This window comes from Sphingopyxis sp. DBS4 (assembly GCF_024628865.1).
Classification (GTDB): Bacteria; Pseudomonadota; Alphaproteobacteria; order Sphingomonadales; family Sphingomonadaceae; genus Sphingopyxis.
This window is the reverse complement of record NZ_CP102384.1, coordinates 2,632,155-2,645,864: the sequence shown is the minus strand read 5'-3', so window position 1 is coordinate 2,645,864 and position 13,710 is coordinate 2,632,155. Positions and strand designations below refer to the sequence as shown.

Below are 13,710 nucleotides of genomic sequence, written 5' to 3'. Positions count from 1 at the left end.
GGGATTTCGAGATGCGTTGGAAAGCTGCGGTAAACCGGCAACGGTTGGTCGCGGCCTTTTTGCGTCTCTGCTGCGCTCGCGACTAATTTTACGAAGGCGAGACAATCACTTATGGCGACCAAGGCGAAGTCGGTGGGCAAGGCCCTCGAAGCAACCGCAAGCAAGCGAATCCGGAAGCTGTTCGGCAATATCCACGAAGCGGTGGAAATGCCCAACCTCATCGAGGTGCAGCGCGAATCCTATGAGCAGTTCCTGCGTTCGGATCCGTCGGTCGGTTATGTGTCGGGCCTCGAAAAGACGCTGCGCAGCGTTTTCCCGATTCGCGATTTCGCCGGCACCGCCGAACTCGACTTTGTCCATTACGAGCTCGAAGAACCCAAGTACGACGTCGAGGAATGCCGTCAGCGCGGCATCACCTATGCGGCGCCGATGAAGGTCACGCTGCGCCTGATCGTCTTCGAGGTCGACAGCGAGACCGACACCCGTAGCGTGCTCGATATCAAGGAGCAGGACGTCTATATGGGCGACATGCCGCTCATGACCGAGAACGGCACCTTCTTCGTCAACGGCACCGAGCGCGTCATCGTGTCGCAGATGCACCGTTCGCCGGGTGTTCTGTTCGACCATGACCGCGGCAAGACCCACTCGTCGGGCAAGTTCCTGTTCGCCGCCCGCGTGATCCCCTATCGCGGTTCGTGGCTCGACTTCGAATTCGACGCCAAGGACATCGTCAACGTCCGTATCGACCGCAAGCGCAAGCTGCCGGTCACCAGCCTGCTCTATGCGCTGGGCATGACGGGCGAGGAAATCCTCAACACCTTCTATGACCGCCTCGTCTTCGAGCGCGCCGAGAATGGCTGGAAGGTTCCCTTCGTCGTCGAGAATTGGCGCGGATCGAAGCCCGCGTTCGACGTCGTCGACGCCAAGACCGGCGAAGTCGTCTTCGCCGCCGGTCACAAGATCAGCCCGCGCCTCGCCAACAAGGCGGCGAAGGACGGTCTCGACACGCTGCTGATCCCGACCGAGGAAATCTTCGGCCGCTACAGCGCCTATGACCTGATCAACGAAGCGACCGGCGAAATCTATATCGAGGCCGGCGACGAAGTGAGCGCCGAGAATCTCGAAAAGCTCGACGCGGCGGGGATCGACAAGCTCGAACTGCTCGACATCGACCACAACAACACCGGCCCCTGGATCCGCAACACGCTGAAGGCCGACAAGGCCGAGGATCGCGATCAGGCGCTCAGCGACATCTACCGCGTCATGCGCCCCGGCGAACCGCCGACGCGCGAGACCGCGGAGGCGCTGTTCGGCGGTCTGTTCTTCGACCCCGAGCGTTACGATCTGTCGGCCGTCGGCCGCGTCAAGCTCAACATGCGCCTCAGCCTCGATGCCGAGGACACGGTCACCACGCTGCGCAGCGAGGACATCCTCGCCGTGGTCAAGGAGCTGGTGAACCTGAAGGACGGCAAGGGCGAGATCGACGACATCGACAATCTCGGCAACCGCCGCGTGCGTTCGGTCGGCGAGCTGCTCGAAAACCAGTATCGCGTCGGCCTGCTCCGCATGGAGCGCGCCGTGAAGGAGCGCATGTCGTCGGTCGACGTGTCGACGGTGATGCCGAACGACCTGATCAACGCGAAGCCCGCGGTCGCCGCGGTGCGCGAATTCTTCGGCTCGTCGCAGCTTTCGCAGTTCATGGACCAGACCAACCCGCTGTCCGAAGTCACCCACAAGCGCCGCGTCTCGGCGCTCGGGCCGGGCGGCCTGACCCGCGAGCGCGCGGGCTTCGAGGTCCGCGACGTTCACCCGACCCATTATGGCCGCATCTGCCCGATCGAAACGCCCGAAGGCCCGAACATCGGTCTGATCAACAGCCTCGCGACCTTTGCGCGGGTCAATAAGTACGGCTTCATCGAGACGCCGTACCGCAAGATCATCGACGGCAAGGTGACCAACGAGGTCGTCTATCTGTCGGCGATGGAGGAATCGAAGCACACGGTCGCGCAGGCGAACGCCGACCTCAACCCCGACGGCAGCTTCATCGACGAGCTGATTTCGGCGCGCGAGGCGGGCGAATTCCTGATGGCGCCGCGCGAGCAGATCACGCTGATGGACGTGTCGCCGAAGCAGCTCGTTTCGGTCGCGGCCTCGCTGATCCCGTTCCTCGAAAACGATGACGCCAACCGCGCGCTGATGGGATCGAACATGCAGCGTCAGGCTGTGCCGCTGCTCCGCGCCGAGGCGCCGGTCGTCGGCACCGGCATGGAAGGCACCGTCGCCCGGGATTCGGGCGCGGCGATCGCGGCGCGCCGCGGCGGCGTGATCGACCAGGTCGACGCGACGCGTATCGTCATCCGCGCGACCGACATGGTCGAACCCGGCAAGTCGGGCGTCGACATCTATCGCCTGCAGAAGTTCCAGCGCTCGAACCAGTCGACCTGCATCAACCAGCGTCCGCTGGTGAAGGTCGGCGACGTCGTCCGCACCGGCGACATCATCGCCGACGGTCCGTCGACCGAGCTTGGCGAACTGGCGCTCGGCAAGAATGTGCTCGTCGCGTTCATGCCGTGGAACGGCTACAATTATGAGGACTCGATCCTCATCAGCGAGCGCATCGTGAAGGACGACGTCTTCACCTCGATCCATATCGAGGAATTCGAAGTCACCGCCCGCGACACGCGCCTCGGGCCGGAGGACATCACCCGCGACATCCCGAACGTCGGCGAGGAAGCGCTGCGCAACCTCGACGAGGCGGGCATCGTCTATATCGGCGCCGAAGTCGGCCCGGGCGATATCCTGGCGGGCAAGATCACGCCGAAGGGCGAAAGCCCGATGACGCCGGAAGAAAAGCTTCTGCGCGCCATCTTCGGCGAAAAGGCGAGCGACGTGCGCGACACCTCGCTCCGCCTGCCGCCGGGCGTGTCGGGAACGGTCGTCGAGGTCCGCGTCTTCAACCGCCACGGTATCGACAAGGACGAGCGCGCGATCGCGATCGAACGCGAGGAAATCGAGCGCCTGAAGCAGGACGCCGACGACGAACGCGCGATCCTCAACCGCGCGACCTTCTCCAGCCTCAAGGACCTGCTGATCGGTCAGACGACCAGCGCGGTGCCGAAGGGCCTGAAGAAGGGCGACGAGGTCACCGAGCAGATGCTGGTCGACCTCGACCGCGCCGACTGGTGGAAGCTCGCGGTGGTCGAGGACAATGCGCAGACCGCATTGGAAGCGATCAAGGCGCAGTATGACGACGCGATCAAGCGGATCAACGCGAAGTATGAAGACCGCGTCGAGAAGCTGCAGCGTGGCGACGAACTGGCACCGGGCGTGCTCAAGATGGTCAAGGTCTTCGTTGCCATCAAGCGCAAGCTGCAGCCGGGCGACAAGATGGCCGGCCGTCACGGCAACAAGGGCGTCATCAGCCGCATCCTGCCGAACGAGGACATGCCGTTCCTCGAAGACGGGACGCCGGTCGACATCGTGCTCAACCCGCTGGGCGTGCCGTCGCGCATGAACGTCGGGCAGATCTTGGAGACCCACCTCGGCTGGGCTTCGCGCGGCCTCGGGCGGCAGGTGACGCAGGCGCTGGAGGATTGGCGCGACGCCAACCCCGACGCGACCGGCGGCCAGATGCCCGAAGCGGTCAAGGAGTCGCTGGAGCAGGTCTATGGCGCCGAATATCGGGCCGACATCGAGGCACGCGATGCCGACAGCATCGTCGAACTGGCGTCGAACCTGAAGGTTGGCGTGCCGTTCGCGACGCCGGTGTTCGACGGCGCCAAGGAAGCCGATGTGTCGAACATGCTGACGCTGGCGGGTCTCGACTCGTCGGGCCAGTCGGACCTGTACGACGGCCGCACCGGCGACAAGTTCGACCGCAAGGTGACCGTGGGCTACATCTACATGCTGAAGCTCCACCACCTGGTCGACGACAAGATCCACGCGCGTTCGATCGGGCCGTATAGCCTCGTCACCCAGCAGCCGCTGGGCGGTAAGGCGCAGTTCGGCGGCCAGCGCTTCGGGGAAATGGAGGTGTGGGCTCTGCAAGCTTATGGCGCGGCCTACACGCTGCAGGAAATGCTGACGGTGAAGTCCGATGACGTGATCGGCCGCACCAAGGTCTACGAAGCGATCGTCAAGGGTGACGACACCTTCGAGGCCGGCATTCCCGAAAGCTTCAACGTGCTCGTCAAGGAAATGCGCTCGCTGGGCCTCAACGTCGAGCTTTCGTCCTATTCGGACGAAGACCCCGACGAAGGTCCGGACGCCCTTCCCGAAGCCGCCGAATAAGATTTTTCCTCACCCCTCTCGCCCGGCGCGAGAGGGGAAGATGGAGCAGATATATGAACCAGCTTACCAACTTCATGAACCCGGTCGCGAAGCCCGAAACCTTCGACATGATCAAGATCGGTATCGCGAGCCCCGAGCGCATCCGCTCGTGGTCGTTCGGCGAGATCAAGAAGCCCGAAACGATCAACTACCGCACGTTCAAGCCCGAGCGCGACGGCCTGTTCTGCGCGCGCATCTTCGGCCCGATCAAGGATTATGAATGCCTGTGCGGCAAGTATAAGCGCATGAAATACAAGGGCATCGTCTGCGAGAAATGCGGTGTCGAAGTCACGGTCACGAAAGTCCGCCGCGAGCGCATGGGCCATATCGAGCTCGCCGCGCCGGTCGCGCATATCTGGTTCCTGAAGTCGCTGCCGTCGCGCATCGGCCTGCTGCTCGACATGCAGTTGAAGCAGCTCGAACGCGTCCTCTATTTCGAAGCCTATATCGTTCTTGAGCCCGGCCTGACCCCGCTCGAGAAGTTCCAGCTTCTGACCGAGGACGAACTGCTCGACGCGCAGGACGAATATGGCGAGGACGCCTTCTCGGCCGGTATCGGCGCCGAGGCGATCCGCGTGCTGCTCGAGAATCTCGATCTCGAACAGGAACGCGTCGACCTGATGGAAGATCTGGCGACGACCAAGTCGGAGCTGAAGCCCAAGAAGATCATCAAGCGCCTGAAGGTCGTCGAGAGCTTCATCGAATCGGGCAACCGTCCCGAGTGGATGATCCTGGAAGTCGTTCCGGTCATTCCGCCCGAACTGCGCCCGCTGGTGCCGCTCGACGGCGGCCGCTTCGCGACGTCGGATCTGAACGATCTCTATCGCCGCGTGATCAACCGTAACAACCGCCTGAAGCGGCTGATGGAACTGCGCGCGCCGGACATCATCGTCCGCAACGAAAAGCGCATGTTGCAGGAAGCCGTCGACGCATTGTTCGACAACGGCCGCCGCGGCCGCACGATCACCGGCGCCAACAAGCGTCCGCTGAAGTCGCTGTCCGACATGCTCAAGGGCAAGCAGGGCCGTTTCCGTCAGAACCTGCTCGGCAAGCGCGTCGACTATTCGGGCCGTTCGGTCATCGTGACCGGGCCGGAACTCAAGCTGCACCAGTGCGGCCTGCCGAAGAAGATGGCGCTCGAACTGTTCAAGCCGTTCATCTACGCGCGCCTCGACGCCAAGGGTCTGTCGATGACCCTGAAGCAGGCGAAGAAGTGGGTCGAAAAGGAACGCAAGGAAGTCTGGGACATCCTCGACGAAGTCATTCGCGAGCACCCGGTCCTCTTGAACCGCGCCCCGACGCTTCACCGCCTCGGCATCCAGGCGTTCGAGCCGGTGCTGATCGAAGGCAAGGCGATCCAGCTTCACCCGCTGGTCTGCGCCGCGTTCAACGCCGACTTCGACGGCGACCAGATGGCGGTCCACGTGCCGCTCTCGCTGGAAGCGCAGCTCGAAGCGCGCGTGCTGATGATGTCGACCAACAACATCCTCAGCCCCGCGAACGGCAAGCCGATCATCGTGCCGTCGCAGGACATGGTGCTCGGTCTCTATTATCTGTCGCTCGAGCGCGAAGGCGAACCGGGCGAGGGCATGCTGCTCGCCGACATGGCCGAAGTGCATCAGGCGCTTTATACGGGTGCCGTCACGCTGCACTCGAAGGTCATCAGCCGCGTTCCGCAGACCGACGAGCAGGGCAACGAATATCTGAAGCGGTTCGAGACCACGCCCGGCCGCATGCTGATCGGCGAATGCTTGCCGAAGTCGCACACCGTGCCCTTCGACGTCGTCAACCGCCTTCTCACCAAGAAGGAAATCGGCGACGTGATCGACCAGGTCTATCGTCACACCGGCCAGAAAGAGACCGTGCTGTTCGCCGACGCCATCATGGCGCTGGGCTTCCGCAACGCGTTCAAGGCGGGCATCTCGTTCGGCAAGGATGACATGATCATCCCGGCCTCGAAGGAAGGGATGGTCGACGAAACCCGCGCGCTGGTGAAGGATTTCGAGCAGCAGTATCAGGACGGCCTGATCACGCAGCAGGAAAAGTACAACAAGGCGATCGACGCCTGGTCGCAGTGCGGCGACAAGGTCGCGAACGCGATGATGGACGAAATCCGCGCGACGCCGAAGCTCGAAAACGGCCGCATGGCCCCGATCAACTCCATCTACATGATGGCGCATTCGGGTGCGCGTGGTTCGCAGGCGCAGATGAAGCAGCTTGCCGGGATGCGCGGCCTGATGGCGAAGCCGTCGGGCGAGATCATCGAAACGCCGATCATCTCGAACTTCAAGGAAGGCCTGACCGTCCTTGAATATTTCAACTCGACCCACGGCGCCCGCAAGGGCCTGGCCGACACGGCGCTCAAGACGGCGAACTCGGGCTATCTGACCCGCCGTCTTGTCGACGTGTCGCAGGATTGCGTCGTGATCGAGGATGACTGCGGCACCGAACGCGGCATGGAAATGCGCGCGATCGTGCAGGGCGGTTCGACGATCGCCTCGCTCGGCGAGCGTATCCTCGGCCGTACCACGCTCGAGGATGTGACCGACAAGGACGGCAACATCATCGCGCCGGTGGGCACGCTGCTCGACGAAGCGACGACGGCGCGGATCGAGGAGGCCGAGGTTCAGTCGGTCAAGATCCGTTCGCCGCTGGTCTGCGAAGCGACGCTGGGCGTCTGCGGCAAATGCTATGGCCGCGACCTTGCGCGCGGGACGCCGGTGAACATCGGCGAAGCGGTCGGCGTCATCGCGGCGCAGTCGATCGGCGAACCCGGCACGCAGCTGACGATGCGGACCTTCCACATCGGCGGCGCGGCGCAGGTCAACGAGCAGTCGAACGCCGAAGCGATTTCGGACGGCACGATCGAATATCGCGACATGGCGACGATCGTCGACCAGCGCGGCCGCCGTCTGGCGCTGTCGCGTTCGGGTGAAATCGCGGTCATCGACAGCGAAGGCCGCGAGCGCGCTTCGCACAAGCTGCCCTATGGTGCGCAGATCATGCACAAGGACGGCGAGAAGGTGAAGAAGGGCGACCGGATCGCCGAATGGGATCCGTTCACCATGCCGCTGATCACCGAAAAACCCGGTGTCGTGAAGTATCAGGATCTGGTCGATACCAAGACGCTGATCGAGCAGGTCGACGAAGCGACGGGCATCGCCCAGCGCGTCGTGATCGAATATCGCTCGGCGGGCCGGTCCAAGAAGGAAGACCTGCAGCCGCGCCTGACCTTGCTCGACGATGCGTCGGGCGAAGCCGCGCGCTACCTGCTCGCGGTCGGCACGATGCTGTCGGTCGAGGACGGCCAGGAAGTGCAGGCGGGGGACGTGCTGGCGCGTGTCACCCGCGAAGCGTCGAAGACGCGCGACATCACCGGCGGTCTGCCGCGTGTTGCCGAGCTGTTCGAGGCGCGCATTCCGAAGGACAACAGCGTCATCGCGAAGATCAGCGGCCGCATTGAATTCGTCAAGGATTACAAGGCGAAGCGCAAGATCGCGATCGTTCCGGAAGAAGGCGATCCGATCGAGTATCTGATCCCCAAGTCGAAGGTTCTGGAAGTGCAGGAAGGCGACCAGGTCAAGCGCGGCGACGCGCTGATCAGCGGTTCGCCGAACCCGCACGACATTCTCGACGTCATGGGCGTCGAGGCGCTGGCCGAATATCTGGTTGCGGAAATCCAGGAAGTCTATCGACTCCAGGGCGTGAAGATCAACGACAAGCACATCGAGGTGATCGTTCGCCAGATGCTGCAGAAGGTCGAGATCACGTCGGGCGGCGACACCACGTTGCTGCCGGGCGAACAGCTCGATTATCTGGAGATGATGGAATATAATGCGAAGCTGCCGAAGAACGGCAAGCCCGCCGAAGGGCGCCCGGTGCTGCTGGGCATCACCAAGGCGAGCCTCCAGACGCGCAGCTTCGTCTCGGCCGCGTCCTTCCAGGAAACGACCCGCGTCCTCACCGAAGCGTCGGTGCAGGGCAAGGTCGACTCGCTGCAGGGCCTCAAGGAGAATGTCATCGTCGGCCGCCTCATCCCGGCGGGTACCGGCGCTGCCATGAACCGCGTCCGCGTTACCGCCTCGTCGAAGGACGCGGCGCTGCGTGCGGCGATGCGCAACGCGACCGAAGCGCATCTGATCGCGCCGCAGACCGCCGCCGAGGAACATGAAGCCGAACTGGCACAGGGTCCCGAAGCCGCGATCGGCGACGATCCGCTGGGCAAGGTGCAGGGCGAGGACTTCACCACCGACGACGTGATGGTCGAAGAGCGTCCGGAAGGCGAAGGCGAGGCATAAGCCCCTCGGCCCGACGGCCCGACAAAAAAGGCCCCGCCGGAGCGATCCGGCGGGGCTTTTTCTTTGGGCGGCGCGTGGGGGTTGGAAACGGATATCTTCCCTCTTCGTCATTCCCGCGAACCCGAGGACACCTTTGTTATAACTCGGTCAGCATCAGGTTGCGGGTTGTCGTTAACAAAGTCCAGAATGCCCATCAGCGACCCGTGCAGCGTAGCATGAACCTCGCCGCGCTTCTCGCCGGGGTGGAGGACGATCTTGCCGACAAGCGAGCGGATGTCGCTTGAGGCGTCGAGACGTGTTTCGGGATCGCCAAGCGTCTCGGTGAGCCGCGCGACCTTGCGCTTGTAGATTTCGGCGATGCCCGGATGGACGTCGGGAACATCCTGCGGCGCTTCCGCCAGCCGCGCGTTGATCTCTTGCCGCTCGCGTTCAAGTTCGGCCATGCGCGCTTTCATAGACGGCTGATACAGCCCATCCTCGATCGCAACCATGATACCCGCAACCGCCTTATTGACCCTAGCGAGCGCGCGCCGGTCGGCATCGGCCTGAATGCGCCGCTCGCGGTTCTCGCGGTTGATATGGTTCGCATAGGCGGCAACCGCCGCCTCGATCTTGTCGGCCGACACCAGCCGGTCGGCGATGCCCGCGAGTGCCCGGCGCTCAAGCTCGGCGCGCCGGATCGTCCGGTTATTGGAACAGGAGCGGCTGCGATGATGGCCGACGCAGCCATAGCGGTCGCCGACGACGACGGCATAGGTTCCGCCACAGGTGCCGCATTCGAGCAGTCCCGACAGAAGATAGGCCGGGCGGCGCAGCCCTTGCGCACTTCTCGACTGCGCGGCTTGCTTGACCGATGCGTAGCGCTCAGCGAGCATCTGCTGCTGGCGCTTGACCGCTTCCCACAGCGTGTCGCTGACAATACGAAGCTCGGGAACCGCATTCCTGATCCATTCGGATTCCGGATTGAGGCGGGTGACCTCCTTGCCGGTGCTCGGGTCTTTCACGCTGTGCTTGTGGTTCCATGCGCGGACGCCGGCATAAAGCTCGTTGTTCAATATGCCGGTACCCCTGCGCACATCGCCGCGGATGCTCGTGTCGCGCCACGGCTTACCGGCGGGACCGGCGATGCCGTCCGCGTTGAGGTCGCAAGCGATGGCGCGCGGACTCTTGCCAGCCGCGAACTCGGCGAAGATGCGCTCGACGATGAGGGCTTGCACCGGATCGATTTCGCGCTCGCCGCGCACCAGCTCGCCTTCGCTGCTGAGACGCCGGATCATGCGATAGCCGTAACCCACGGCTCCGGCAGAGAAGCCTTTCTCGACGCGCCCACGCAGGCCGCGATGCGTCTTCTTGGCAAGGTCTTTGAGGAACAGCGCGTTCATCGTCCCCTTGAGCCCGACATGCAGCTCCGAAATCTCGCCCTCCGCCAGAGTGATGAGCGGGACACGCGCGAACTGCAAATGCTTGTAGAAGGTCGCGACATCGGCCTGGTCGCGCGACACACGATCGAGCGCTTCGGTGAGCACAATATCGAACTGGCCAGCCTGCGCATCGGCGAGCAGTTTCTGAACGCCGGGGCGCAGGATCATGCTCGCGCCCGAGATCGCGGCATCCTCGTAGCTGCCGACAATCTCCCATCCCTCGCGTTCCGCGCGCTCGCGGCAGATGCGCTGCTGGTCGGCGATCGACGCGGCATTCTGCTGGTCGGAGGAATAGCGGGCGTAAAGCGCGGCGCGGATCATCTTGTCTTCCTTTTTGCAGGGCGGGTACAAGCCCGCACAGACGGATAAGACAGTGTTGCGCGTGCGGACGTTAGCGTCAACGCTTTGGCGGCGGTGGATTTTTTGAGACTGGCGCGTTGTCATTCGCCGCCTTGCGGCCGCGGATATGCTCGCGGGCGATGTGCCGCCCGATCGCTTCGGCGATGCGCGTCAACGCTGCATCGATGGCGATAGGGTCGCAGATAGCGTCATTGTCGTTTACCGCCACAAAGCGACCCGGACGCGGCGCATCACCCTCTTGCACGACCGGCCCGCTCCGCATCGCGATTGTCATTGTCGGCGCGATAGGCGAGCGGGTTGGCGATCCAACGGTTGACCGCGGACTCATACCATCCGGCACCATGAACGCTGATCCGCACCTGCGGTGGGAAGGTTCCTTCGGCGATCTTGCGATAAAGGGTGGAACGGGAAAGCCCGGTGCGGGCGAGGACGGTCTGGAGGCGGATGATCCGGTCGGGTGCGTGCAAGGGGGCTACTCCATCGGCTGACGATTGCTGGGCTCCCCTGAGCTTCAGAATTGGCAGTTTGGCTTTGCTTTGCAAGGGCATAGGCATGGACGTGCCGCGGGTACTGGCGGGCGTTGGCGTCTCCTGGCGTCCACTGGCGTTTCCTGGCGTCAATTGGCGATGCGCAAATATTTTTCCCATAACGTCCCGGCGGTAAGCTTGGCGGTCCGTCTACGGCACTCGATCGGGTGGTCGGCGCAAAAGTTCGAATCGAATCAAGCGCCATCCGGTAGTGCGATCATGCCGCTTTGTTCCAGCTTCCCGATGTTGATATAGGGCAAAGATGATCGAAAAAGCGCTGGACCAAATCGAAGCGGTCGACCTTCACGCCCTTGTTGCGCAGCAACGTCCCGAAGGCCGACGTCTCGATTACAAGTTGGCACTTCCCGGTGGAGGCGCTGAATCGACAAAAGAGTTTCTCGCCGACGTCACTTCATTTTCCAACACCGATGGAGGCGATCTCGTCATCGGCATTCAGGACGAAGATGGCACCGCCGCTGCCGTCGTGGGCATTCCATCTGACGGCCTGGACAACGAAATAACGCGGATAGAGAACATGGTCCGCGATGGTGTGGAGCCTCGGCTCCCCGGTTTCCACATTCATACCGTTCCGCTGGAAAACGGAACGGTTGCGCTCATTTTGCGCATGTCAGCAAGCCTGGTAGCACCCCATCGCGTGAAAGCCAGTAGCCGCTTTCATGCCAGAAACAGTCGCGGCAAATATCCATTGGACGTTGGGGAATTGCGCATGGCCTTCGCCGCCACAGACGAAATGCCAAGAAAAATGCGCGACTTGCACAGCAAGGCCATCTTGGCGGTTGGCGGCAAGGACATGCCGACGAGGGTCGGCGGTGGCCCCAAGGTCGTTCTCACTGTCGCGCCTCTTTCGGTGCTGCGTGACGCACGCGATTTGAACATTGACCAACAAAACGCGGTGCTTCCAGCCCGTAGCACGCAGGCAATCAATTTCGTGGTTGGACTGGAGGGGCTGATCGTTCACTCGACCGGGCCGGAACCGAATGCTGTTCGCACTTGGTCTGTAAACCACAGGCGCGGCTTTGTGGACTTCGCCTGGCAGATTACTGGGACCACGATTGATAATGTTGAATATATTCCGCGCGCCCTTGTTGAAACTCAGTTGAGGGGCGCTGCACGAAGCGCCTACGCCCGCCTCCTTCAGCACGGAATCGAAGGGCCGTGGACCGCAATGGCAACCCTTCTTGAGATTGAAGGCTTCCGCGTCGGATACAGCCTACCCGATGGCTTTAATGCAATGACTGATCCATCATGGATGCAAGAGGCTTATCTGGGCGAGGTAATTTGCGACGCGATCGATGATGCTGCGGTGCAGCCGTTGATCGACGCATTCTGGCGCGTGTTCGGAGCAGCACAGCCACCTGTCGGCCCACAATGAAGCCACTGCCATAATAGGCTGAAACTTTGTGCACGCCAAAGGCGTCCCGCCTGCGGCGGCCGCGCTCTATTCCGCTTCGCTCCACCGAGCCGCCGCTGCGCGTCGTCTCGTCGGCTGACGCCGTGACGATCGCATGACTCGGGGCCGGCTCTTGCCGACCTGATTGTCATCGCGCGTCCCGCGCGCTGGCGTGGCCTCCGGCCGTGCGATGGGAGCGTCGCTCTCCTCTGAGACCCGCCCGGCAGCGCGCAACCCCTGCGGGGTTCTCCATTGCATTTCGACCCTTCGGGTGCGCCCTGCCTTCATGGCGGGTCTCTCCGGTCGCTCTCGCCGCTCCCCCCGCTCAGCCGGGGCTGCGGTGTTTAAAGAGCAAAGGAGACAGATCATGGAACTTCGTCATATCGAACTTTCGCAGCTTTCGGTGTCGTCTGCCAACATGCGCGGGGTGACCAAGAAGCCCGACCTCACCAACATCCTGCCGTCGGTGCGCGCGCGCGGCATTCTCGTGCCGTTGATCGTCAGGCCCAATGGGGTGGAAGGCGCTTACGAGATCGTTGCAGGCAAGCGGCGCTATCATGCGGCGCTGACCGTCGCCGAGGAACAGGACGGCATCGACCCACTGCCCTGCGCGGTGATGGAAGCCGGGGACGACGCGGCGGCACTCGAAGCCTCGCTGATCGAGAATATCGCTCGTCTCGATTCCGACGAAATCAATCGCTGCGAATCCTTCACCCGGCTCGTCCGCGAAGGACGAAAGGTCGAGGAGATCGGCCTGACCTTCGGGCTGACCGAATTGCAGGTGAAGCGAACGCTCGCCATCGGCAATCTGCTCCCCCGCATCCGCACCATGTATCGGGCCGACAAGATCGATGCTGTCACCATGCGGCATCTGACCCTCGCCACCAAGACGCAGCAGCGCGAATGGCTGGCGCTGGTCGATTGTCCCGAAAAGCACGCGCCCACGGGATCGATCTTGAAAGCTTGGCTGTTCGGCGGCAGCGCGATTGCGGCCAAGGTCGCGATGTTCGACGTTGCCGATTATACCGGCGAGATCGTCTCGGACCTGTTCGGCGAGGACAGCTATTTCGCCGACGCGGATCGCTTCTGGACCGCGCAGATGGCCGAGGTCGAAAAGCAGGCCAGCTTCTATCGCGATACCGGCTGGACCGATGTCGTCGTCATGGAGCGCGGGGCTTACTTCAATGGCTGGGAGCATGAACGCTGCCCGAAGAAGAAGGGTGGCAAGGTTTTCGTGTCCGTCAGCCATCGCGGTGAGGTCACCTTCCACGAGGGCTACCCATGACAAGGCCGACAATCGCACCCGGCTGAAGGTAACGAATTCTCCGAATCCTCCACCCTAAGGCAGCGGGCACCCGAAATCG

7 protein-coding genes are annotated in these 13,710 nt (G+C 62.9%); 4 read left to right on the top strand and 3 right to left on the bottom strand.

Translation table 11 applies throughout. The annotated features are described in order from the left end of the window. The first annotated feature begins 111 nt into the window (after positions 1 to 111). The gene (gene rpoB / locus NP825_RS12600; RefSeq protein WP_257543925.1) at positions 112 to 4,290 is read left to right on the top strand and encodes a DNA-directed RNA polymerase subunit beta; all 4,179 of its coding nucleotides are present in this window, start codon (positions 112 to 114) and stop codon (positions 4,288 to 4,290) included. Between the two features lie 53 nt (positions 4,291 to 4,343). Beyond that, on the top strand, positions 4,344 to 8,627 hold the full coding sequence (gene rpoC, locus NP825_RS12595) for a DNA-directed RNA polymerase subunit beta' (protein ID WP_257543923.1): 4,284 nt from the start codon (positions 4,344 to 4,346) through the stop codon (positions 8,625 to 8,627). Between the two features lie 107 nt (positions 8,628 to 8,734). On the opposite strand, the gene NP825_RS12590 is transcribed toward rpoC, so the two are convergent. The 3 genes from NP825_RS12590 to NP825_RS12580 form a co-directional block, all read right to left on the bottom strand. Beyond that, a complete protein-coding gene (locus NP825_RS12590; protein WP_257543921.1) occupies positions 8,735 to 10,369 on the bottom strand; it encodes a recombinase family protein in 1,635 nt (544 codons plus the stop codon). A gap of 76 nt (positions 10,370 to 10,445) precedes the next feature. Beyond that, entirely contained in the window at positions 10,446 to 10,616 is a 171-nt protein-coding gene (locus NP825_RS12585) for a hypothetical protein (RefSeq protein WP_257543918.1), read from the bottom strand. Positions 10,617 to 10,638: 22 nt separating this feature from the next. Beyond that, positions 10,639 to 10,875 (bottom strand): AlpA family transcriptional regulator, encoded by a 237-nt coding sequence (locus NP825_RS12580; protein WP_257543916.1) that lies wholly within the window; start codon positions 10,873 to 10,875, stop codon positions 10,639 to 10,641. Between the two features lie 322 nt (positions 10,876 to 11,197). On the opposite strand from NP825_RS12580, the gene NP825_RS12575 reads away from it, so the two are divergent. Beyond that, positions 11,198 to 12,328: a helix-turn-helix domain-containing protein gene (locus tag NP825_RS12575; protein WP_257543914.1), complete on the top strand. Its 1,131-nt coding sequence runs from the start codon at positions 11,198 to 11,200 to the stop codon at positions 12,326 to 12,328. 385 nt (positions 12,329 to 12,713) lie between these two features. Continuing rightward, entirely contained in the window at positions 12,714 to 13,631 is a 918-nt protein-coding gene (locus tag NP825_RS12570) for a ParB/RepB/Spo0J family partition protein (RefSeq protein ID WP_257543912.1), read from the top strand. Positions 13,632 to 13,710: the final 79 nt, after the last annotated feature.

What these genes read in the sequence shown, in the direction of transcription:
- rpoB (WP_257543925.1), top strand. Translation starts at nt 112, where the DNA reads ATGGCGACCAAGGCGAAGTCGGTGGGCAAGGCCCTCGAAGCAACCGCA.
- rpoC (WP_257543923.1), top strand. Translation starts at nt 4,344, where the DNA reads ATGAACCAGCTTACCAACTTCATGAACCCGGTCGCGAAGCCCGAAACC.
- NP825_RS12590 (WP_257543921.1), bottom strand. Translation starts at nt 10,369, where the DNA reads ATGATCCGCGCCGCGCTTTACGCCCGCTATTCCTCCGACCAGCAGAAT.
- NP825_RS12575 (WP_257543914.1), top strand. Translation starts at nt 11,198, where the DNA reads ATGATCGAAAAAGCGCTGGACCAAATCGAAGCGGTCGACCTTCACGCC.
- NP825_RS12570 (WP_257543912.1), top strand. Translation starts at nt 12,714, where the DNA reads ATGGAACTTCGTCATATCGAACTTTCGCAGCTTTCGGTGTCGTCTGCC.